Genomic DNA, 20139 nt, shown 5'->3' with positions numbered 1-20139 from the left:
CTCAGCGGCGTAGGGTCAAGCCGCGGACGCGTCGCGCGAATCCTGTGCCGCTTCGGGCGGTTTGAGCAGCGCCAGGCGCCCCTCCAGCACGCGGAACTCGAGCGGCATCGTCATGCGCGTGACTTCGCCGTCGGTGGCGACCTTGATGGTGCGGCGCGGCGACAGGCGCGCGTGGCGCACGACCAGGCGCTTGAACGAGAACGCCAGCACGTTGTCCGCGTCGCCCAGGCGCCCCAGGGCGCCCCGTACCATCAGTCCGAGCATGCCGAGCTTGCCGACCCTGCGCGGGGCAATGGCGGCCAGCTCGCCCTCCTCGACTGCCGCGGTCAGGGGCGCCATGCCCACCTGTTCCATCTGCAGCCGGTTGTTGCCGACGAAAAGCGTGGCGGTACGGAGCTTGCGCACGATGCCTTCGGTCTCGAGCGTGATGCGCAGCGGGCGGTGGCGTCCGAGCGCCGTCTTGAGCGCCGACAGGATGGCCACGATGCGGCTGCGGCCATACTGGCGCTTGTCGTTCTCGCGCGCTTCGAGCAGCTCGGGATACAGGCCGACGCTGGCGTTGACGAGGAAGATGCGGTCGTTGACCACCCCGACCTGCACCGGCGTTATGCGCGAACTCACGAGCGCGCGCACGGCCTCGGCCAGGTCTTCGGGAATGCCGTGGGTGCGGCCGAAATAATTGAAGGTCCCTTGCGGCAGCACGCCGAACAGGCAGCCCTGCAGCACGGCCTGGTGCGCCACCGTATTGATGGTGCCGTCGCCGCCGGCGGCTACCAGCACGCCGCCGGCTTCCTTTGCCTGGCGCGCCATGCGGCGCGCAATGTCGCACAGTTGCTCGGGGTCGTCCACGATCTCGAGATGGCAGGTGCGCCCGGCCTCTTTCAGCACGTCGCGGATGGTCGAGCAGCGCAGCTCGGTTTCGGAGTGCCCGGAACCGGCGTTCAGGACGACGTAAAACGCCGCGTTCGGACCTGGTTCGGTAATTGGCATCGCGCTGGGGTTGCTTTCAAAGGGTGATCGCTCTGGCAACACCATCCTACCACTGGAAGGGCAGCGCCGTAGCACGGCAGGACGAGGGTGCCTACCCTACGCTCAAGCCCGCCTATGCGTCAGCCGTCGGCCAATGGTCGGGGTCCTGCAGCAGCTGGTACATGACGTAGGCATCGACATAACCGAGGCGCTTGTGGCGGAACGCCTTGGGGAGGGTGCCGACGATCGAGAAGCCCAGCTTCTTCCAGAGCATGACGGCGGCGGTATTCGTGCTGACGATGTAGTTAAACTGCATGGCCAGGTAGCCCTGGCGCCGTGCTTCTTCGATGCAATGCTCGCCCAGCAGGCGGCCCACGCCGACGCCCTGGGCGGTGGGGCTGACCATGAACGAGGCGTTGGCGACATGGCGGCCGCGCCCGATCTGGTTCGGCATGATGCGGTACATGCCCAGCACGCGTTCGCCCAGCACCGAGACGCAGCTGGTCACGCCGGGCGCAAACCAGTAGGCCTGCGCCGCTTCGCGCGAGGCTTCCGGCTCGAACGGATAGCTTTCGCCGCTGGCGATGTGGGCGGTGAAGATGGTCCACATGGCGTCGAAATCGGCGCTGGTGGCGGGGCGGATCTGGATGTCTTTCACTGGGTCGGTGATTTTATCAATACTACATAGGCTGGCGATTCTAGCACCGGCGACGCCGGCGTCAACGCCTGATTCGAAAATCGGTCGCGTCCGGCCGCCCCGGCAGGTGCAGCGCAGATACCGCACGCGGTGCTTCGGCGACGATCGTGCCGCGCCGCACCACGGCGCGCCGGGCCGCGCGCAGGCGGATCGCCTCGACCGGGCCAGAGGCATCGAGCAGCACGAAATCGGCATGGCAGCCGGGGGCGATGCCATAGCCTTCCAGCCCGAGGATGCGCGCCGGCGTCTCGGTAATCGCCAGGAAGCACTGGCGCATGGCCTCCTGCCCCGTCATCTGGGCCACGTGCAGGCCCATGTGCGCAACTTCCAGCATGTCGCCGGAACCGAGCCCGTACCAGGGATCCATCACGCAGTCATGGCCGAAGGCGACGTCAATGCCGGCAGCCATCAGCTCGGGCACGCGGGTCATGCCGCGCCGCTTCGGATAGGTATCGGCGCGGCCCTGCAGCGTAATATTAATCAGCGGATTGGCGATCGCGGCGACGCCGGACTCGCGCATTAGGGGAATCAGCTTGCTGACGTAGTAATTGTCCATCGAATGCATCGAGGTCAGGTGCGAGCCGGCCACCCTGCCCTGCAGGCCCGTGCGCCAGGTCTCGTAGGCCAGCGTTTCGATGTGGCGCGACATCGGGTCGTCGGTCTCGTCGCAATGCATGTCGACGCGCAGGCCCTGTTCGGCCGCGAATTCGCACAGCAGGCGCACCGACTCCGCGCCCTGCGCCATCGTGCGTTCGAAGTGCGGGATACCGCCGACCACGTCCACGCCCATCGCGATGGCGCGCTTCAGGTTGTCGAAGGCGCCCGGGCTGCGCAGCAGGCCGTCCTGGGGAAAGGCGACCAGTTGCAGGTCGATAAAAGGCGCCACCCGGCGCCGCACCTCGAGCAATGCCTCGACCGCGAGCAGGCGGTCGTCGCAAATATCGACGTGGGTCCGGATCGCCAGCAGGCCGCGCGCGACTGCCCAGTCGCAATAATGCAACGCCCGTTCGATCAGCGCCTCCTGCGCCAACTGCGGTTTCAGCTCGCCCCACAGCGCGATGCCTTCCAGCAAGGTGCCGGACTCGTTCACGCGCGGCAAGCCATAGCTGAGGGTTGCATCCATGTGGAAATGGGCGTCCACAAACGGCGGCGTGACCAAGTCGCCGCCGGCATCGATTTCGCGCGCGCCACGGGCCGTCAGCCCCGTTTCGACAGCAATAATGCGCTCGCCCTCGACGCCGATGTCGATGTTGTGGCGGCCGTCGGCCAGCGTGGCATTGCGAATGACGAGATCCATGGACGCTCCTGTTCAGAGCGTTTAATTGTAGCGAGTTCGCGCAAAAATGCCGGACATTTAAGCCGATAATTACGTGTCCATTTGTAACGATGCTGCGACGCAATATTGCGCTCATGACATAGTGGCAGATTTCTCTTTTCAAGGCTCAATGTCAAGGCTACACTAGGCTTTTGTTGCAGTGCGCCATAACCGAACACTAAGGACCATCGATGAATTCGCTTCCAGAACAGTTCTCCGCAGCACGCCAAGCCCAGCTCGACAATAGCTTCAACCTGATCCGCAGCCTGAGCGACCAGGCACTCGACCGCACCAGCCGCGTGTTCGCGCTCCAGCTCGACGCCTCGCGTACCGCCGTCGAACAGTCATCGGACGCGATGCGTCAGTTGCTGGCCGTGCGCGACCCGCGCGACCTGCTGGCACTCGGTTCGCAGTCGCAGCAGAACCTGCGCACGATGCTCGACTATGGCCGCGAGCTGTTTTCCATCGCCACCGCCGGCATGACCGTGCCCCTGCTGGGCACCTACAGCGTCGACACCCCGGCCTTCAAGGCCCCGGCTGCGATCGACACCGTACCGCAGGAAACGGCACCGGCGCAGGCAGCAGAAGCCGCCGCCGAGGCATTCGAGCGCATCGGCAGCGATACCGCGTCCGCGGCTGCTTCGGCTGCAGAAGCGGCTACTGAAGCTGTCACCGAGCAGGTTGCCGAAGTGGTGAGCGCACCGGTGCAAGCCGACGCCGCTGTCGAGGTGCAAGCGGCCCCGGCCGCCGAGTTCGCCCTGCCGACCGAAACCGATGCAGCTCACCTCTCGGTCGTCACCTCCGACGTCGAGCCCGGCTCCGCGCAGACGGCAATCGCCAAAGCCGCCAGCGAAGCGCTCGACGCGTCGTTCGCGCAGCCGCACCCGGTAGCCGCCAGCGTGCCGGTCGAAGTGGCCGTCGAAATCGAAGTGCCGAAGATCGAACCGGTCGACGCCACCCCACCGCCAGCAGCTGTCACCGGCCGTCCTGCCGAAACGCGCGGCACCAAGGGCCGCCGCAAGCAGAGCTGATGCAGCAAAGCTGACCAGGCAATGAGGCGCGCTGCGCCGGCCGGTCAAAGAAAGTAGACTAGCGGGCTTCGGCCCGCTTTTTTTTTGCTCGGGCGAAAACGCAAGGAATACCAATGAGTCTAGCAAGCTTGGTGGGCGGCTTCGTGCTGCGCCACTGGAAGGCGTACGCGTCGTCAGCCGTGATGCTGGTGGGCGTGGCGGTCTGCAGCGTCTGGGTGCCGCGCAAGGTCGGCGCCATGATCGACGGCCTGGCCGCGCACCGCCTGTCGAACCACGATTTGACAATCCAGATCATGCAGCTGCTGGCCCTCGGCGTGGCGATCTACGTGCTGCGCGTGAGCTGGCGTATCCGCCTGTATGGGGCGGCCTACCGCCTCGGGGTGGAGTTGCGCACGCGCCTGTACGCGCGTCTGTCGAACCAGGGCCCGGCCTTCTACCAGAAACAGCGCACCGGCGACCTGATGGCGCTCGGCACGAACGACATCGACGCCATCGAAATGGCGGCCGGCGAAGCGATGCTGGCCGGCTTCGACGGCACCCTGACACTGGTGATGGTGCTGGGCGTGATGCTGCTCGGCGTCGACTGGCGCCTGGCCTGCATCGCGCTGCTGCCCTTCCCCCTGATGGGCCTGGCTTTCTGGTACATCTCGCGCCACATCCATACCGCCGAAACGGATTCCCTGAAACGCTTCTCGGCGCTGAACGACCATGTGCAGGAGTCGCTGTCGGGCGTGCGCACGGTGCGCGCCCTCGGCCTGGAAAAACGCAGCGCCGAGCAGTTTTCCGCACTTGCCGGACAGGCGGCGAACGCCAGCTTCAATGCCCATAAATGGGAAGCCGCCTACGAGCCGGCGGTCGGCCTGACGCTGGCCGCGGCCAGCACGCTGACGCTGGGCCTGGGCGGCTACCTGGTCTGGAACAACCAGTTGACTATCGGCGCGCTGACCAGCTTCACCATGTACCTGGGCCAGCTGATCTGGCCAATGTTCGCCGCCGGCTGGGTGCTGTCGCTGATCGAACGGGGACGCGCCGGCCTGGCACGCTTGCAGCCAATGCTCGATGCGCCACTGTCGGTGGAGGACGAAGGCCACCTCGATCGCATCGGGGACGGCCCGCTGGTACTGCGCGACGTGCACTTCCAGTACAGCGGTGCCGAGCGCCTGGCGCTGGACGGCGTCTCGGTGGCGCTACGCCCCGGCATGACCCTGGGCCTGGTCGGCCCGACCGGCGCCGGCAAGTCGACGCTGCTGCGCGTGCTGCTGCGCCAGGCCACGCCCCAGCAGGGTAGCGTCACCTGGGGCGGCCATCCCCTGGCCAGCTACCGGCTGGACGCCTTGCGGGCGGCCACCAGCTGGGTGCCGCAGGAATCCTTCCTGTTCTCAGCCAGCATCGCCGAGAATATCGCGCTGGCCCGCCCAGGCGCAACCAGGGCGGAGATCGAGCACGCAGCCGGCATGGCAGCCATCCACGACGACATCCTGCGCTTCCCCCAGGGCTACGACACGCCGGTCGGCGAAAAAGGCATTACGCTCTCGGGCGGTCAGCGCCAGCGCGTGGCGATCGCGCGCTCGCTGCTGGCCGAGAGCTCGCTGCTGCTGCTCGACGACGCCCTGTCGGCGGTCGACACCGGCACCGAAACGCGCATCCTCGAGCATCTGGCCGAGCTGCGCGCCGCACGCCCGGAACTGACCGCGATCATCGCCAGCCACCGCCTGTCGGCCGTCGTCAATGCCGACCTGATCGTGGTGCTGAAAGACGGCCGCATTGTCGAATCGGGTGGCCACGAAGAACTCCTGCGACTTGATGGCTGGTATGCCAGCCAGTGGCGCTACCAGCAACTGGAGGCGAGCCTCGATGCAAGCTGAATCACAAGCCGATACCGTGGAAAAACCGGCTGCAAAAGCGGTGGACAAACCCGCCGGGAAAGCCGGCCGCGCCCAGGCTACCCAGGCCGCCGCGCTGCTGCGTCGTGCCGCCTGGCCCGACCGGCGCCAGCTCATGCTGGCCACGCTGTGGCTGACGCTGGCCGCCGCGCTCGAAGTGATGGGCCCGATCCTGGGCAAGGCGCTGATCGACGACCACCTCGTCCCGCGCAATGCCGACTGGACGCGCATGGCGCTGCTGCTGGGCGGCGCCCTGCTGTCCGGCTGGGCGGCGTCCTGGCTGCGCTACCTGCAGCTGGTGCGCCTGTCCGGCATGGCGATGCGCTCGGTGCGGCGCCTGCGCGAGTGGGTCTACGGCCACGTGATGCGCCTGCCGATGGCGTTTTTCGATCGCGCCATCACGGGCCAGCTGGTCAGCCGCGTAACGAACGATACCGAGGCGGTGAAAACCCTGTACATCCAGGTGCTGTTCGTCCTGCTCGATTCCACCATCGTCCTGATCGGCACGACGATCGCGATGGCCTGGCTCGACTGGCGCCTGATGCTGATCGTGCTCGCGCTGCTGCCTGCCGTGCTGGGCATCGTCTGGCTCTACCAGCGCCTGTCGGCGCCGGCAGTGACGCGCGCGCGGGCCTTGCGCAGCGAGATCAACGGCCAGATGGCCGAGTCGATCGGCGGCATGACCGTGCTCCAGGCCAGCAATGCGGCCGGGCGCTTCGGCGAGCGCTTTGCCGCTACTAACCAGGAGCACTACACGGCGCGCCAGGCCGAACTGAAGGCGAACGCCTTCCTCCTGCGCCCGGCGCTCGACCTGCTCAACGTGATCCTGCTGGCGGTGGTGATCTTCAGCTTCGGCCAGCGCGAGATCGGCGCGGTCGAAGTGGGCGTGCTGTACGCCTTCATCAGCTATATCGCGCGCGTGGTCGAGCCCCTCATCCAGATCACGATGCAGTTCAGCGGGCTGCAGCAGGCGGTGGTGGCGACCGCACGCGTGGCCCACCTGCTCGACGAAGCCGGCGCCGCCGAACACACGAAGGGAAAGGCGCTGCGCCGGGCGGCGGAGATTCCCGTCAAGCCGGACCCGGACGCCCCGGCCGTGCGCGTGCGCGACCTCTCCTTCGCCTACGTGCCGGGCCAGAACGTCCTGCACGACATCTCGCTGGACATCCCGCAAGGAGCGTTCTTCGGCATCGTCGGGCATACGGGCAGCGGCAAATCGACGCTGCTGTCGCTGCTGCTGCGCTACTACCCGGCCGAGCATGGGCGCATCGAGATCTGCGGCGAGCCGATCGCCGGCATCGACAACGAACGTTTCCGCAGCGAAGTCGGCCTGGTGCCGCAGGACCCGTTCATCCTCGCGGCCTCGGCGCGCGAAAACATCGACATGGGCCGCGGCCTGGGCGCCGCGCAGATCGAGGCGGCGGCGCGCGCGGCGCATGCGCACGACTTCATCGCAGCGCTGGAAGACGGTTATGACACCTCGCTCGGCGAAGGCGGCTCGCGCCTGTCGTCCGGCCAGAAGCAGCTGATCGCGATTGCGCGCGCGCTGGCCGGCGAGCCGCGCATCCTGCTGCTCGATGAGGCCACCTCGCGCATCGACAGCGCCACCGAGCAGATCGTGCAGGAGGCGCTGGATGAACTGCGCGGGACGGTGACGATTATCGCGATTGCGCACCGGCTGTCGACGATCCGCGATGCGGACCGGATCATCGTGCTCAATCACGGGCGCATCACCGAGGCGGGGGCGCATGACGAGCTGATGCGGATCGAAGGGGGCTTGTACCAGCGCCTGTATTTACTGCAACAGCTGGCAGTCTGAATGTTGTTATTTCGGCGTCGCTTTTTTGCGATACCTGTCCGAAAAAATAGGCATTTCTGATCAGCAACAAGAATATAATGATCGATGGCGGCCCGGAGTCCGGTGCCGATCAACCCATTGAGAGGCTACTATGCCGGCAGCATGCGAAACCAGACAGCCAAGCCGTCGCCCCGCGACGCTGCTGGCCGCGCTTTTGCTGGCGGCGCCTCTGCTGGGTGCGTCCTGCGCCTGGGGCCAGGCACCTGCTCCGCTGGCCGAGCGCCTCGCTGAAATACGCGAAATCAACCGCTTCGTGCCCGAGAAGGCGCTGCCGATGCTGCAGGCGATTGAGCCCGAGGCACGCGCCGGCTCCGTGCAGGACAAGGTTGAGCTACTCGCCCATCTGTGCCTTGCCCATTACTATCTCGGCAAGTTCGACCAGGCCCTGGCGGTGTGCGACGAGCTGGTCAGACTTGGCCGTCTCGAGAAGAACAATGCCGCCGTTGCAAAGGGTTTATTGCATCAAGCCTACGTCAAGTACGCGCAAAACGAACTGGCGCTGTCCCATACGCTGATCTGGGAGGCCGAGCGCCTTGCCGGCACCACGAACGACGTCGAGCTGCGCATGCGGGCCGGCATCTCGTCTGCGGAAGCGTATGCGGAGGATGGCAACTTTCCACGCGCGCTCGAAGGCATGCAGGCCATTGTGACCTGGACGCGCAAGCATGGCGACAAGGTGCACCTGGTCATCGCACTGAATTCGATGGCGAAGTTGTACGTCACGATGCGCGGATACGACAAGGGATTCGAAGCGCTCGACGAAGCGATGGCGCTGGCCGCGAAAACCGTCTCGCCCGGCCGCCTGGCCTTGCTGAAAGCGACCGAATACCGGCTGGCCGTCGGTACCGGCCAGATGACGCGCGCCCTCCAGGCGCAGCTCGATGAGCTGGCGCTGCAGCGCGAGCTTGGCGCGCATTCCGCAGTCCCGTATTCGCTCGTGAACCTGGCGGACTGCTACCTGAAAATGCACGACCACCGCCGTGCGCTGGCCTATGGCTTGCAGGCATTCGAAGCAGCGCGCGCGCTGGGTAACGAGAACCTGGTGGCGACCGCCCGCGTGAACATCGGCCAGGCCTACCTTGCCGGCGGCCGCGTGGCCGAGGGCAAGCGCAGTTTCGAGCAGGGCCTGGCGATTTACGAAAAACTGGGCAGCAAGCCCGAACTGCAGGCGGTGCTGGCGGAATACGGCAACGCGCTCGAACGCGCAGGTGACCATGCGGGCGCGGTCCATGCGTACCACCGCGAACGCGCCCTGTCGAACGAGCTGTTCGAGAAGCGCCGCCAGAAGGCGATGCTGGAACTGCAGGAGAAATACGACGCCGACCGGAAGCAGCGCCAGATCGAACTGCTCCAGCGCGAGAACCAGGTCAAGTCGGTCGAGATCGACAACCGCCGCCTGCAGCAGCGCGTCTGGTGGCTGCTGGCGGTGGTCTTCGCGCTGGCCTCGGTCGTGGTCGGCCTGCTGTACCGCAAGGTGCGGCACGCGAACGCGCAGCTGTACCGGAAGAACCTGGAGCTCAAGCAGCAAAGCGTGCGCGACCCGCTGACCGGCCTGTACAACCGCCGCCACTTCCAGGAATTCATGCGCAACTACGAGTCAGCTGACCAGCGGGCCGACCAGCGCGGCGCCGGCGTCTCCGGCGACGAGATGGTCAGCGCGCTGTTCCTGCTCGATGTCGACCACTTCAAGCACATCAACGACACCTGGGGCCACGGCGCCGGCGACGAAGTCCTGATCAAGCTGGCGGACAGCTTGCGCGAGATCCTGCGCGAGACCGACATGATCGTGCGCTGGGGCGGCGAGGAATTCCTTGCCTTCCTGCCGGCGCTGCCGAAGAGCAGCCTCGATGAAGTCGCGCGCCGCCTGCTGAACGGCATCGCCGACACGCACATCGTCTTCCAGGGCACGCGCCTGTCGGCCAACGTGTCGATCGGCTTTGCGCCCTTCCCGCTGGGGCCGGGCGGCGAGCCGCTGTCGTGGGAACGCGCGGTCAACCTGGTCGACATGGCGCTGTACATGGCCAAGGGCCACGGCCGCAACCGCGCCTACGGCGTGTGCGGCTTCGCCAACTTCGGCCGGACCTCGATGGAAGAGATCGAGCAGAACCTGGAACAGGCCTGGCGCGCGGGGTTTGTGGAGATGTCGATCGTGACGGGTGGGTATCCGGAGTTGCGGGCCAGCGCGTAAGGGGACACCTCACGCCACGGCAGGTGGGGCTGTTACCTGTGCCGTTCGTGGTGTGCTCAATCCGCGTGGACACAGAGTCGGATCCAAGGCGCCGATAATGCAACAGGCAACAGCCCCACCGCCATAAAACGCCGCTCAGCGCGCCGCCTCCTGGATCTTCTCGCCCGCCTCTTCCACCTTCTCGCCCACCTTGCCGGTCGCCTTCTCCAGCCCGCGCCCCGCCTCTTCGGTGGCATCCACGATCTTCTCGCGCGCCGCTTCGGTGCGTTCGGCCAGTTGCCGGCCTGCCTGCTCGGCTTTCTCGCGCGCCTGCTCCGCGGCCTCGTCGGCTTTTTCCAGCGGTGCGCGCAAGCCATCGGCCACTTTGTCGCTCGCTTCGTCCACTGCCTTGCCCGCTTTTTGCGCCGGGCCCATTGCATCGTCGTCGCGCGTGCAGCCGGTGCCCACGGCCAGCACCAGCAGCACACCGAACAGGGTAGTTGCTTTCATGTTTCGCTCCTGTGATCATGTTTCCGCAAGCATACACCTTGCGAAAAAGACATGCGCCACGGAAGTGCACCAACCGGCTCCCGTCAGCGCATCATCCCTCCTTCGACCTCATCGGCGCGCGGATGTTCCGGCTGGCGGGCGTCGATCTCTGCCTTCAGCGCGCGCGTCTGGTCGTCTTCGCCCCAGCGCCGGGTAAAGGTGCGCAGGCGCTGGCGTGCGCGCTCGACCGACGAGGCCTTGAGCGCGGTCTCGACCCCGCTCCTGGCTTCGCGCCACGCCTTGTCGCGCTGGCGCTTGCGGGTGCACATGCCGGCGGCGTCGTTCAGCTCCTTTTGCACGCGCTGCAGCTGCTCCGGCGTCGCCTTGGTCTTGCGCAGAGCGATCAGCTCGGTCTGCGCATCGCGCGGCTTGCATTCCTGGGCGAGCGCAATGGCCTTGTCCATCTGCGCTTCGATGCGGCGCGTCGAGGGTTTCGCCAGCAGCCAGATTCCCCACAGCGCGGCCAGGGCGAGGATCCACCAGCGCAGGCGCACCGGGGCGCGCTTCGGCGGGGCGGCGGGCATCGGGCCGGCGCCGCCGGCAGCCTGCGGCCGCGCGCCCGGTGGAGGCGGCGGTAATGGCGGCACCGACGGCAAGGGCGGTAGCGGCGGCAGTGGCGCTGGCCGCGCGCCGGCCGCGCCGCCGGGACCATGTCCCCAGGCAGCCGGGTCCGTGCGCGCAGCGCCGGACGGTGCGGCCGGGGGTGCGGCCGGGGGCGTGGACGGGGGCGTGGCCGGACGGGCGCCGGACATGTCGGGCGCCGCAGGCGTTGCCGGCCCGGCTTGCCCGCCGCCCGCTGGCCCGGCGCCGGCTCCATGGCCGGCAGCGTGGTCCGGCGGCGCGTGCATGCCGGCGCCGCTGGCGCCGGCAGCACCGGCTCCGGCGGCTTCAGCGGCTTCGGCCGCCCGCACCACGAGGCCCGGGCCATCCTGCGCCTGTACCTGTGCGTGCGCCTGTCCTGCCGCCCCGCCGGCGTGCACGGATGGCGGCAGCGCTGCCGGCCTTGCCGCCGGCGTGCCGGCATGCCCCTGCGTGCGGGCGGCCTCATCCACCTGCGCCGTTCCGCAGTAGGGGCAGAAGTTTACGCTGCGCGGCAGCGTCCGTGCGCAGGCGGGTTGGATACAGCGGAAAATCGAATCGTGTTGCACAGCCCTCCCCTGTTATTGCGGATCCGGGATGCCGTCATCCGGATCGGGGATGGCGGGACCTCGATTGACCTGCGCGCCGATGCCCGGGATATCGGCCACGGCCTGCCACTTGCCGAACCGCGGGTCCTGCGCCATGTTCCAGGATTTGGTCGCGAGGTCGATTTCGCCGCGCTCGAGCCGCTGGGCGATCTCTTCCAGCGCAAACGGCCCGCGCTGGGCGCCTCCTACGAACAGTTTATAGCGCGTGCCTTGCGGCGCAGCCGTCGTTGCCAGCACGGGATCGGGAATCGTGGCGGAAGCAGCAGCAGCACCGCCTTGCCCGCCCCGTTCGATCACGCTGGCCGCGCGCGCGTCGCTGCCCAGGAAGTCCGGGCGCAGGATGCGCTTGTCCAGCGGCCGTTCGACCTCCCAGCTGTAGGCGTCGAGTGCGGAATCGGGCACGCTTTCCGTCCATTCGCCGATCGTCGCCAGGGCGGCCTCGACGGACGCGTTCGACAGCGCCGGGTCGAGCGCCATCGCGCGCCGCAGCCATGCTTCGTACAGGCGGCGCGCCGTGATGTTCGGCAGCGAGGGCGACGGCAGCTGGGCGCCGGTTTCGTCCGTTTCCAGGCGCGGCTCGTAGACGCGCAGCTGGTAGTGGCGCATCAGCGCCGCCAGCAGCAGCAACTGGTGCGGCCCGAGTCCCGCCAGGCGGTTGCGCACGGCGGCCAGCACCTGCTCGCGGTAATACGGCGGCAGGCCGTTCGAGCGGATCGCATATTCGTTGCCAATTTGAAGCCACTCGCCGGACCCCGGCTCGACCTCGAACAGGTATTGCCCGCGCGGCTGGAAGGCCGCCTCGCGGTCGCCCGCATCCATCTTGCGCCGGATGACGCCGAGCGCGATCGCCTGCAGGAACCACTCGTAATCGTCGGCCAGGCGATTCAGTTCGTCCATCGATGGCGAGATCGGGTGGCGGAAGCGCGTGGAATCGAAATGCAGGTGGGTCGGGATCTTCGGGTTCTCGATCTGGTACGAGGCGCGCCAGGTCGGCAGGCCGCGCAGCACCGTCATCGGGTAGCCCGACAGTTCGATATAGCAGACCGCCCGCCCGGGCACACCCGTGTTGACGATCGAGACCAGGTCGCCGTGGAAGAAGCCAGTCGGGATCGAAGATCGAATTTCAAGCTCCAGCTTGCGCCAGGCCGAGGTATCGCCGACGCCGATGAAGCATTTGAACTGGTCCGCATTCGGCGTGAACTCGGCCGAAAAGCGCGCGTTCACCCACGGCATGGCGCTGCGGATCCATTCCGCGAACACGCGCTGGCGTTCCTGCGGCGTCATCGCGTTCAGGCGGTCTAGCAGCGGATCGGTCGGTTCGGCGAGCTCTTCGCCGGTGAGCTGGGTCTGGGCACGGCGGAACAGTTTGAGCAGCAGGTCGGCGCGGGTGCGCTCGTCGCCCAGTTGCGGGAACAGCTTGCCCGAGCCGCCGAATTCGAGCAGCACTTCCTCGCTCCAGGCGCTCACATCGCCCGTCAAACGCACCGGCGCCGGCGTCACGTCGCCGGCCAGCTTGATATAGGTGGCGTGCTCCTGGCGCGCGTCGGCGCGCAGCTGGGCGATGCGGCTATCGACGGCGCGCAGGATCTCCTGCACATGGCGGCGCCCTTCCTGGAATTCGCCGGCGATGCCGCTCCACTGCGCGTTGCCGTATTCGTCGGTCGCCTGCGGTTCGCCCAGCCAGGACGACATGCCGCGCATGACTTCGATCGACTGCCCGGCGGCCACTGCCAGCAGGTGGAAGCGCAGGTAGTCGGCGATGTCGCGTTTCAGGTGCGCCATCACTTCGCGCGCCTGCGCGTCCTTCCCGAACAGGCGGCCTGCGGCCTGCGACAGGTTGTTCAGCGATTCTTCGACCTGGCGCGTGCGCAGCGCGTCGCGGATGTCGCGGTAGCGGCGGCCGTTGCGCTCGGCGTTGGCGAGGTCGCGCTGCAGCAGGCGCGCTTTCACCTGCTCCAGCAGCGAGAGCACGAATTCCAGCCCGCCCTGCTTGCGGTCATCGAGCAGCGCGTACAGGCGCTCGCGCACGCGCCCCTTCAGGCGCCCGGTGAGCTCGACTGTGTGGCGCTTGATGCGGTCTTCGCTGGTCTCGGCGGTGGCGCCTGCTTCGCGGATCGCGTCGCGCTCGAGGTTCGGCAACAGCTCGGCCACCCGCTCGCGCCACTGCCCGATGTCGAAGGCGGCCATGATGCGGTCCATCTCGAGCTGCACCTTGCTCTCGACGCGCTCGAGCAGCGAGCGCCCTTCCTTGTCGCGCAGGAGCAGGCCCGTCAGCGCGTATTCCTGGAACGGGTTGACATCCACCGTGCCCTTGCGGAAGTCCGGGAATTCGTCGAAGGGCAGCTCGCGCATGTCCATCTGCTCGCGCATGAAGGCGTCGCGTTCCTGGTCGCCCGCGCGCTTCGCCATGGCGCCGTCGCGCCCGACCAGGCCGAAGAATTCCTTGACCATCAGCGCCGCCAGCTCGTAGGCGCGGATGTCCTCGCGCAGGCTTTGCTGGGTGTCGAGCACGGCCTGGCCAAAGGCCGAATATACCTTCGAATACGACAGGCGCATGTCGCCGAAACGCCCTTCCGGCACGCGCGGGTTGAACGGCCCGAGTTTATGCTGCTGCTGGTTGACCGCCACCGAGCGCTTGCGGTTGGCGAAATCTGCCGACGCAAAGTCTTCGAACAGGGAGTCGGCCACCATCTGGTAGACGTCCTTCACATCCTGCGTGGCCTTGTTGGCGAGGTTGGCGGTGTCGACGAAATACACGTCATCAAACGGCGCGCCGCGGCCGGTGATGCTGTCCGGGTCCATCCACTTCACCTGCGCATTCATGTCGCGCATGCTCGTTTCCAGCTCCATCATGGTCGCGTAGGCATTCGCCTCGGTGCGCTCCTTGTTGGCCTTGGCAAAGCCCGAGGGCATGAACATCACCAGGTCGACCTGGCTGTCGGCCACTTCCTGGCGCGCGATGGCTTTTGCCATCCAGCCCAGGTCGATGGCGCTGCCGGCGCCGGTGCCGCCCGCGTTCGAGGCAATGACGACGATGCGGAATTTCGAGGTGTCGACCTGCAGGCCGAGGCGCTGGTAATTGTCCTTGCGCTCGATGCCGGCATTACTGCCCAGGAAATTCAGCGCGCCCTTGATGCGGCCGCGCAGCTTGGGGTATTTGTCGAACAGGTAAAGGCGAGCGACGGCGCGGATCTGGCCGGCGCCTTTCGATGGATCGATGCCGAGCGAACGCAGTTTTTTCGGGCGCAGCGGCATCCACTTCTCGATCAAGGGGAACCGTGCCAGGCTGTCGTCGGACTCGTGGTACTGCGGAAGATCCAGCGGCTCGACCAGGCGCTCCTCGTCGGTCAGCTTGACCAGTTCGTACCAGGGATCGGTGCGCTGCGACTTGCCCTCGTCGATGACGGCATTGCTGTCGAGGTCGAAGTGCAGGAAGCGCGCGACGGGGAAATCGGCGATCGATTCGACGCGCGTGGGATTGTGGCGGTTCCAGACGGCGGACAGGATGCGCCGCCGGATACGCATCATCACTTCCATGCCGGTGCCGCCGGCGCCGATGAACAGCGTCGGGCGCAGGTCCACCTTCAGTTCGGACTTGCGGTTGATGCTTGCGGAGGTGGGTAAATCTGCCATGTCGTTTCTTTCAGATGCTTGAGGTGCGGCTTGGGGTGCGGCTTAAATTGCAGCGTGCGGTTAGCGGCGGCCGATGAAGAATGCCGCCACCAGCGTGACAAGGCCGACGAACACCAGCGGTCCGGTAACGCCCAGCGTCAGGTACTTGCTCGCATTGACGATCGCCAGCACCGCCGCCGCCGACAGGAAGCCCAGCCCGAGGTAGAGCAGCCAGCCGGCGCTGCCGGCGGTCGACGGCGCCACGCGGCGCACGACCAGGTGGTGCACGAAGGCGTTGCGGGCAAAGAAGAACACGACCAGCAGCACCAGGAACACGCCCCCGCCAATGACGGCGTCGCGCGTGGAGGTGTCGGTGGCCGGTGCCGGCGCGCCCGGCTGCACTTCCAGCGTGCCGACCGCGGCCGTGTCGGGCGTGGTCTTCGGCAGCGGGTCGTCCGGCGTGTTCTTGTCTTCGGGGAGCTTGAAACCCGGGTCGGTCTGGGCAGTGGCTTGCATGGGTGGGTCCTTTATTATGGTTCAGCGGCTCAGCTCAGGCGAACCTGCGCGCCTTCGCGCAGGTCGATCAACTGGTGGCCGAACAGGGTTGTCTTCAGGCGGGCGACTTCATTGCCCGCCTTGTCGTAAATCGGCTGGATGGCGCCGGCGCGGCTGTGCATGGTGCGGGTTTCGTCCTCGACGGTCACCAGGGCTTTACGGGGACGCATCCAGGCGTAGGCGCCGGCGGCGCCGAGGGCGAGCAGCGCCAGCAGCGCGCCGCCGGCCGCGAACAGGGGGCCGCTACCGTAGTGCACGCGCACGTCGAGCGGCAGCACCGCGGTCGACGCCTGGATCGTGCTGGGTGGCGTGAAGATCTCGGGCAGCGGGTCACCCGGGAACAACTCGGCCATGCGCTCGCGGAAACCCTGCGACAGGGCCAACCTCTGGTCAGCCAGGTGCACTTCGATCGCACCCGGCAGCACATAGGCCGAGCCGGCCGATTTGAAAGCCTCCATCGACCACTTGCCCGGCAGTTGCGCGGTCGGCAGTTGCAAGGTGGACGCGAGCGGCACCGGCTTGCCGGGCGAAAGAAGGTTGACGCGGGTGCTGCCCAGCGTGACCGGGCGGTTCTCGCCGCCCAGTTTCGAGCGCGCGCTCAGGGTGGCGCTGACGATCGTGTACGGGTACATCGTGTTCTCGAGGTGCCAGGCGATCTTCGCGGTCGGCGATGTCGCATTCGGGGCGATGTTCGCGCGCAGGGCGCCGTTTGCGCCGATGGCGAAGCTCACGCCCGGCGCGTCTTCCACCTTGCGCGGCACCAGGCGCACCGTGTCGCGGTCGAGCGGCTTCAGGCGCGCGGGCGGCTCGGTGATGACGCGCCGCACGCTGCCAGATGCCAGCAGCCGGTCGAGCGCCGCCTTGCCTTCTGCGCCGATGGCGAACGCGTAGATCATCAGGCCATTGGCGCGGTAGTGCTGCCCCTGCACTTGCATGCGCAGCGGGAAGGCCAGTGCAGTACGGATGGCGCCGCCGCTGTGGATGAGCTGGTAGAACTCGCGGTTGCGCTGGGCGGTGGCCTGGTCGTTGTTCGGGCTGTTGCGGTTATTCGTGACGAGCCAGACGATGCCGTCCTTGCCGCCCAGCGCCTGGCGCATGGCGGCGCCCACCGCTTCGCCGAGGTCGGTGTCCGCCAGTGCCCCGCCCGGTTTGCGCGCGGTGTCGAGACCGGCCAGCGCCTCGGTCACTTCAGCGCGCGTGCCCTTGCCGACCTTGGCCGAGACCAGCGCCCGGGGCGATGGTGCGTTCGGCTGCGACTGGTTGAAGGCGGCCAGCACGAGCGAATCGCCCGGCTGCGCGACGGCCAGCGCCAGCTCGGTCACGAGCGGCTTGAAGGGCGATTGCGGATCACTGTAGAACGGCTCCATCCAGCCCGAGTTCTGGACCAGGAAGACGTGCGGCGTGGCGGCGTAGGCAGCACCGGCCGGCGTCGCGCCGCACAGCAGCAACAGGATCCCAAAACAACGCAACAGCGCCGCCGTCACGACAACTCTTCCAGGCGCCAGCCGCGCATCGCGTTCCAGTCGGGGTGGTGCAGCCACAGCGCGCCGTCGTACACGAAGGGCACGCACTCGAGCGGGCGGGCCAGGCGCGAGATGTCGTCGAGGATGACGTTGCGCTTGCCGATCCATTCGATGGTGGTGCGGGGGATCGTGCGCCCGGCCAGCGCTTCCTCGGCGCGGCCGGTGTACTTGTGAAAGCGCAGCACCAGGCCGCTCGGCTGGCTGCGGTTGTTATTAAAACTGCGCAGCAGCGGCAGCACCAGCGAATCGTCCTCGTTCACATCTTCCACGTGCTCGGCCGACCAAGGCTCGTCGAGCACCGGGTGGCCGCGCCGGAACAGCAGGTTGGCAAACCCGAGGCGCGCGCCGTCGATCGGCTCGACCTGCGGATTGTCGGCGCCGAGCTCGAGGAAGGAATAGGCCTGGCCATCATGGCCGATGTGCCACAGGCGCCCGTCGCGGCTCTGGGTCGGGCCGCCGAATTCGAGCTTCGGCGTCCAGCCGCGCGGCCATGGCCGCCAGCGCGGCGCCTCGCCCGGACGCCACGCGAGCTGGCCCTGCTGGTGCAGCCAGAACAGGCGGTTGTCGTAGCCGATCGGGCGCATCCAGCCGCTCGTGGGCGCACCCGGGCATTCGTAGTTCTCGCCGCTCGAGAAGCCGGCATCCGCGTCCAGCAAATGCAGCGCGCCTTCGATCACGCACAGGCAGCCGACGCGGCGCCGCATCAGGCCCGGGCTCGATGCGATGTGACCGGACACCAGCATCTCGGTGTGGTAGCTCTCGTTGACGGGATTGATCCACAGGCGCACCAGGCCCGCTTCGGTCGGTACCACGCCCACTTCGCCGCGTGCCGGATTCATCGCGGGCAGCCAGCCGTACTGGCTCGAGGCAAAGCGCAGTTCGCTGCCGGGACTTTCGGCCGCCATCACATGCCAGAGCTGGGCCAGCGGGTCCCAGTACTGCAGCACGCCGCGCACCGGCGCCAGCGCCAGCAGGCGCGGCTCGGGAAAACCATAGTTACTGGCCGCAAACACGCTATGGGCGTTCGGCGGCACCGGCATGCTCAGCTCGGCGCGGCCGATGGCGGGCGCGGCCGGCCGTTCCTCCAGGCTGTCGCCGAGCGCCATCGAGGTGACCGGCAAGCCGTGCGGCACGTGGCGCGGCAGGAGCTGGTCGCCATAGGCGCCCCACCAGTCGCCCTGCACCCGTGTGCGGCCGAAGAGTTTTTCGAGCGGGCGGCCGCAGGTCGGGCAGAAGGCAAACCCCTCCGGATAGATCGCCGCACAGCCGCAGGACGTGGGCAGCGAGGCGCCGAGCAGGTGGGCGACATCGGGCAGCCGGCCGCGCGCATGCGCCTGCCAGTCGATATGCTGCAGGCCATCGGTGGCCTGCAGTGCGAACTGCCCGTTTGTCTCGTCCTCCAGCCAGACGCTGGTCGGCGTTTCCCATCTATATGCCATCGCGCTCCGCCGTCTGTGAAATATGCATGCCGCCGCCCCGCATGGAACGGCCCTTGCTGTCTAAATCATAACGCCCCCACACCCCAAGCGGCGCGCCGTAGACCCGGTAGCGCCTGGCGGCACTGTTGGGATCAAAATACGGTTCTTTGAAGGGAACTTTGGCGCAGAACCGTATAATGCCGGGTCTTCCCCACCGCTCCGCCCCATGACCTCTGCCGCCCCCATTCCCGACGCGCTCTCGCCCGTTGCGCCTTCACCCGACCTGCCCCCTCACGCCGTCGATGCCGCCGCCAGCCACCTGCGCAAGGTCCTCGACATCGCCATCGAACACGGGCCGCAGCACCGGGCGCTGGTCGTGTTCGACACCCGCACCGGCCTGGCGCGCGCCCTGGTCGAGGCCTACCGGCGCAACCTGCCGGCCGCGGCCTTCCTTGACTTCGACAGCGTGGCACCCGACGAGGTGCTGGCGCGCTTCCGCGCACTGGCCGCGCAGGACCTCGTCGTGCTGGTGCAGTCGACCAATTTCCGTCTCGAAGCCTTCCGCATCCGGGTCGAACTGTTCAAGCTGGGCCTGAAGGTGGTCGAGCACGTGCACCTGTCGCGCATGCCAGGGGTGCAGGGCGAGCACTACATCGAAGCGCTGGCCTATGATCCGGATTACTTCCGCGGCGTCGGCCGTGCCCTGAAAAGCCGGATCGACGCGGCCCCCCACGCCCGCGTCTGTGGCGGCGTCAACACGCTGACCTTTGCCTCGCCGCTCGAGCCGGCCAAACTGAACATCGGCGACTACAGCGGGATGAACAATGTCGGCGGCCAGTTCCCGATCGGCGAAGTGTTCACCGAGGCGCTCGACCTGGAAGCGGTGAACGGCCGCGCCCTGGTGCACGTGTTCGGCGACACCTCCTACCTGTCGAACCGGCCCGAAACGCCCGTGACGATCATCGTCGAACGCGGGCGCGTGACCGGCGTTGAAAACGCGACGCCGGAGTTCCAGCGCGTGCTCGACATCATCCGCGCCGACGAGGGCGAAGTCTGGGTGCGCGAACTGGGCTTCGGCATGAACCGGGCGTTTACGCGCGAGCGCCGCGTCGACGACATCGGCACCTACGAACGCATGTGCGGCATCCACCTGTCGCTCGGTGCCAAGCACGGCGTCTACCCGAAACCCGGCTTCAAGCGCAAGGATGCGCGCTATCACATCGACGTGTTCGCGGTGACGGACGCGGTGTATCTTGGGCACGAGCGGGTGTACGCGAACGGCGCCTGGATCGTATAAACACCCCGGGCGCCTGATGCATTCGTGTTAACATACACGGTTAACATGCAATTACAGCATGTAGTTACCATAACGATC

At 67.3% G+C, this 20139-nt stretch carries 14 protein-coding genes; 5 read left to right on the top strand and 9 right to left on the bottom strand.

Translation table 11 applies throughout. The features are described from left to right. Positions 1-15 precede the first annotated feature (15 nt). From ACFPN5_RS16625 to ACFPN5_RS16615, 3 genes are all read right to left on the bottom strand, one after another. Positions 16-990, bottom strand: coding sequence for a diacylglycerol/lipid kinase family protein (locus tag ACFPN5_RS16625; protein WP_379784884.1), 975 nt, complete (start codon positions 988-990; stop codon positions 16-18). 112 nt (positions 991-1102) lie between these two features. Continuing rightward, a complete protein-coding gene (locus tag ACFPN5_RS16620) occupies positions 1103-1627 on the bottom strand; it encodes a GNAT family N-acetyltransferase (RefSeq protein WP_379784883.1) in 525 nt (174 codons plus the stop codon). A 61-nt stretch (positions 1628-1688) separates the two neighbouring features. Continuing rightward, positions 1689-2963 (bottom strand): amidohydrolase family protein, encoded by a 1275-nt coding sequence (locus ACFPN5_RS16615; RefSeq protein WP_379784882.1) that lies wholly within the window; start codon positions 2961-2963, stop codon positions 1689-1691. A 209-nt stretch (positions 2964-3172) separates the two neighbouring features. Between ACFPN5_RS16615 and ACFPN5_RS16610 the strand changes: the two genes are divergently transcribed. From ACFPN5_RS16610 to ACFPN5_RS16595, 4 genes are all read left to right on the top strand, one after another. Further along, complete coding sequence (locus ACFPN5_RS16610; RefSeq protein WP_379784881.1) at positions 3173-4012, top strand: phasin family protein; 840 nt, start codon at positions 3173-3175, stop codon at positions 4010-4012. A gap of 113 nt (positions 4013-4125) precedes the next feature. Next, on the top strand, positions 4126-5877 hold the full coding sequence (locus tag ACFPN5_RS16605; RefSeq protein WP_379784880.1) for an ABC transporter ATP-binding protein: 1752 nt from the start codon (positions 4126-4128) through the stop codon (positions 5875-5877). Next, on the top strand, positions 5867-7714 hold the full coding sequence (locus ACFPN5_RS16600; RefSeq protein WP_379784879.1) for an ABC transporter ATP-binding protein: 1848 nt from the start codon (positions 5867-5869) through the stop codon (positions 7712-7714). The genes ACFPN5_RS16605 and ACFPN5_RS16600 overlap by 11 nt, the downstream gene beginning before the upstream one ends. A gap of 130 nt (positions 7715-7844) precedes the next feature. Then, positions 7845-9941, top strand: a complete 2097-nt coding sequence (locus ACFPN5_RS16595; protein ID WP_379784878.1) for a tetratricopeptide repeat-containing diguanylate cyclase — start codon at positions 7845-7847, stop codon at positions 9939-9941. Positions 9942-10076: 135 nt separating this feature from the next. On the opposite strand, the gene ACFPN5_RS16590 is transcribed toward ACFPN5_RS16595, so the two are convergent. The 6 genes from ACFPN5_RS16590 to ACFPN5_RS16565 form a co-directional block, all read right to left on the bottom strand. Then, positions 10077-10430 carry a hypothetical protein gene (locus ACFPN5_RS16590; RefSeq protein ID WP_379784877.1) on the bottom strand — a complete coding sequence of 118 codons (354 nt, stop codon included), beginning with the start codon at positions 10428-10430 and terminating at the stop codon, positions 10077-10079. A gap of 83 nt (positions 10431-10513) precedes the next feature. Next, positions 10514-11521: a hypothetical protein gene (locus tag ACFPN5_RS16585; protein WP_379784876.1), complete on the bottom strand. Its 1008-nt coding sequence runs from the start codon at positions 11519-11521 to the stop codon at positions 10514-10516. 108 nt (positions 11522-11629) lie between these two features. Next, the gene (locus ACFPN5_RS16580) at positions 11630-15289 is read right to left on the bottom strand and encodes a tubulin-like doman-containing protein (protein WP_379784875.1); all 3660 of its coding nucleotides are present in this window, start codon (positions 15287-15289) and stop codon (positions 11630-11632) included. Between the two features lie 60 nt (positions 15290-15349). Then, a complete protein-coding gene (locus tag ACFPN5_RS16575) occupies positions 15350-15784 on the bottom strand; it encodes a hypothetical protein (protein WP_379784874.1) in 435 nt (144 codons plus the stop codon). A 29-nt stretch (positions 15785-15813) separates the two neighbouring features. After that, positions 15814-17292, bottom strand: a complete 1479-nt coding sequence (locus ACFPN5_RS16570) for a hypothetical protein (protein ID WP_379784873.1) — start codon at positions 17290-17292, stop codon at positions 15814-15816. A gap of 11 nt (positions 17293-17303) precedes the next feature. Next, complete coding sequence (locus ACFPN5_RS16565) at positions 17304-18785, bottom strand: hypothetical protein (protein ID WP_379784872.1); 1482 nt, start codon at positions 18783-18785, stop codon at positions 17304-17306. A gap of 205 nt (positions 18786-18990) precedes the next feature. On the opposite strand from ACFPN5_RS16565, the gene ACFPN5_RS16560 reads away from it, so the two are divergent. Continuing rightward, complete coding sequence (locus ACFPN5_RS16560; RefSeq protein ID WP_379784871.1) at positions 18991-20061, top strand: M29 family metallopeptidase; 1071 nt, start codon at positions 18991-18993, stop codon at positions 20059-20061. Positions 20062-20139: the final 78 nt, after the last annotated feature.

The organism is Massilia niabensis (assembly GCF_042655085.1).
Taxonomy (GTDB): Bacteria; Pseudomonadota; Gammaproteobacteria; order Burkholderiales; family Burkholderiaceae_D; genus Telluria; species Telluria niabensis.
The sequence above is the reverse complement of the archived record's forward strand: the minus strand, read 5'-3'. Positions and strand labels throughout refer to the sequence as shown.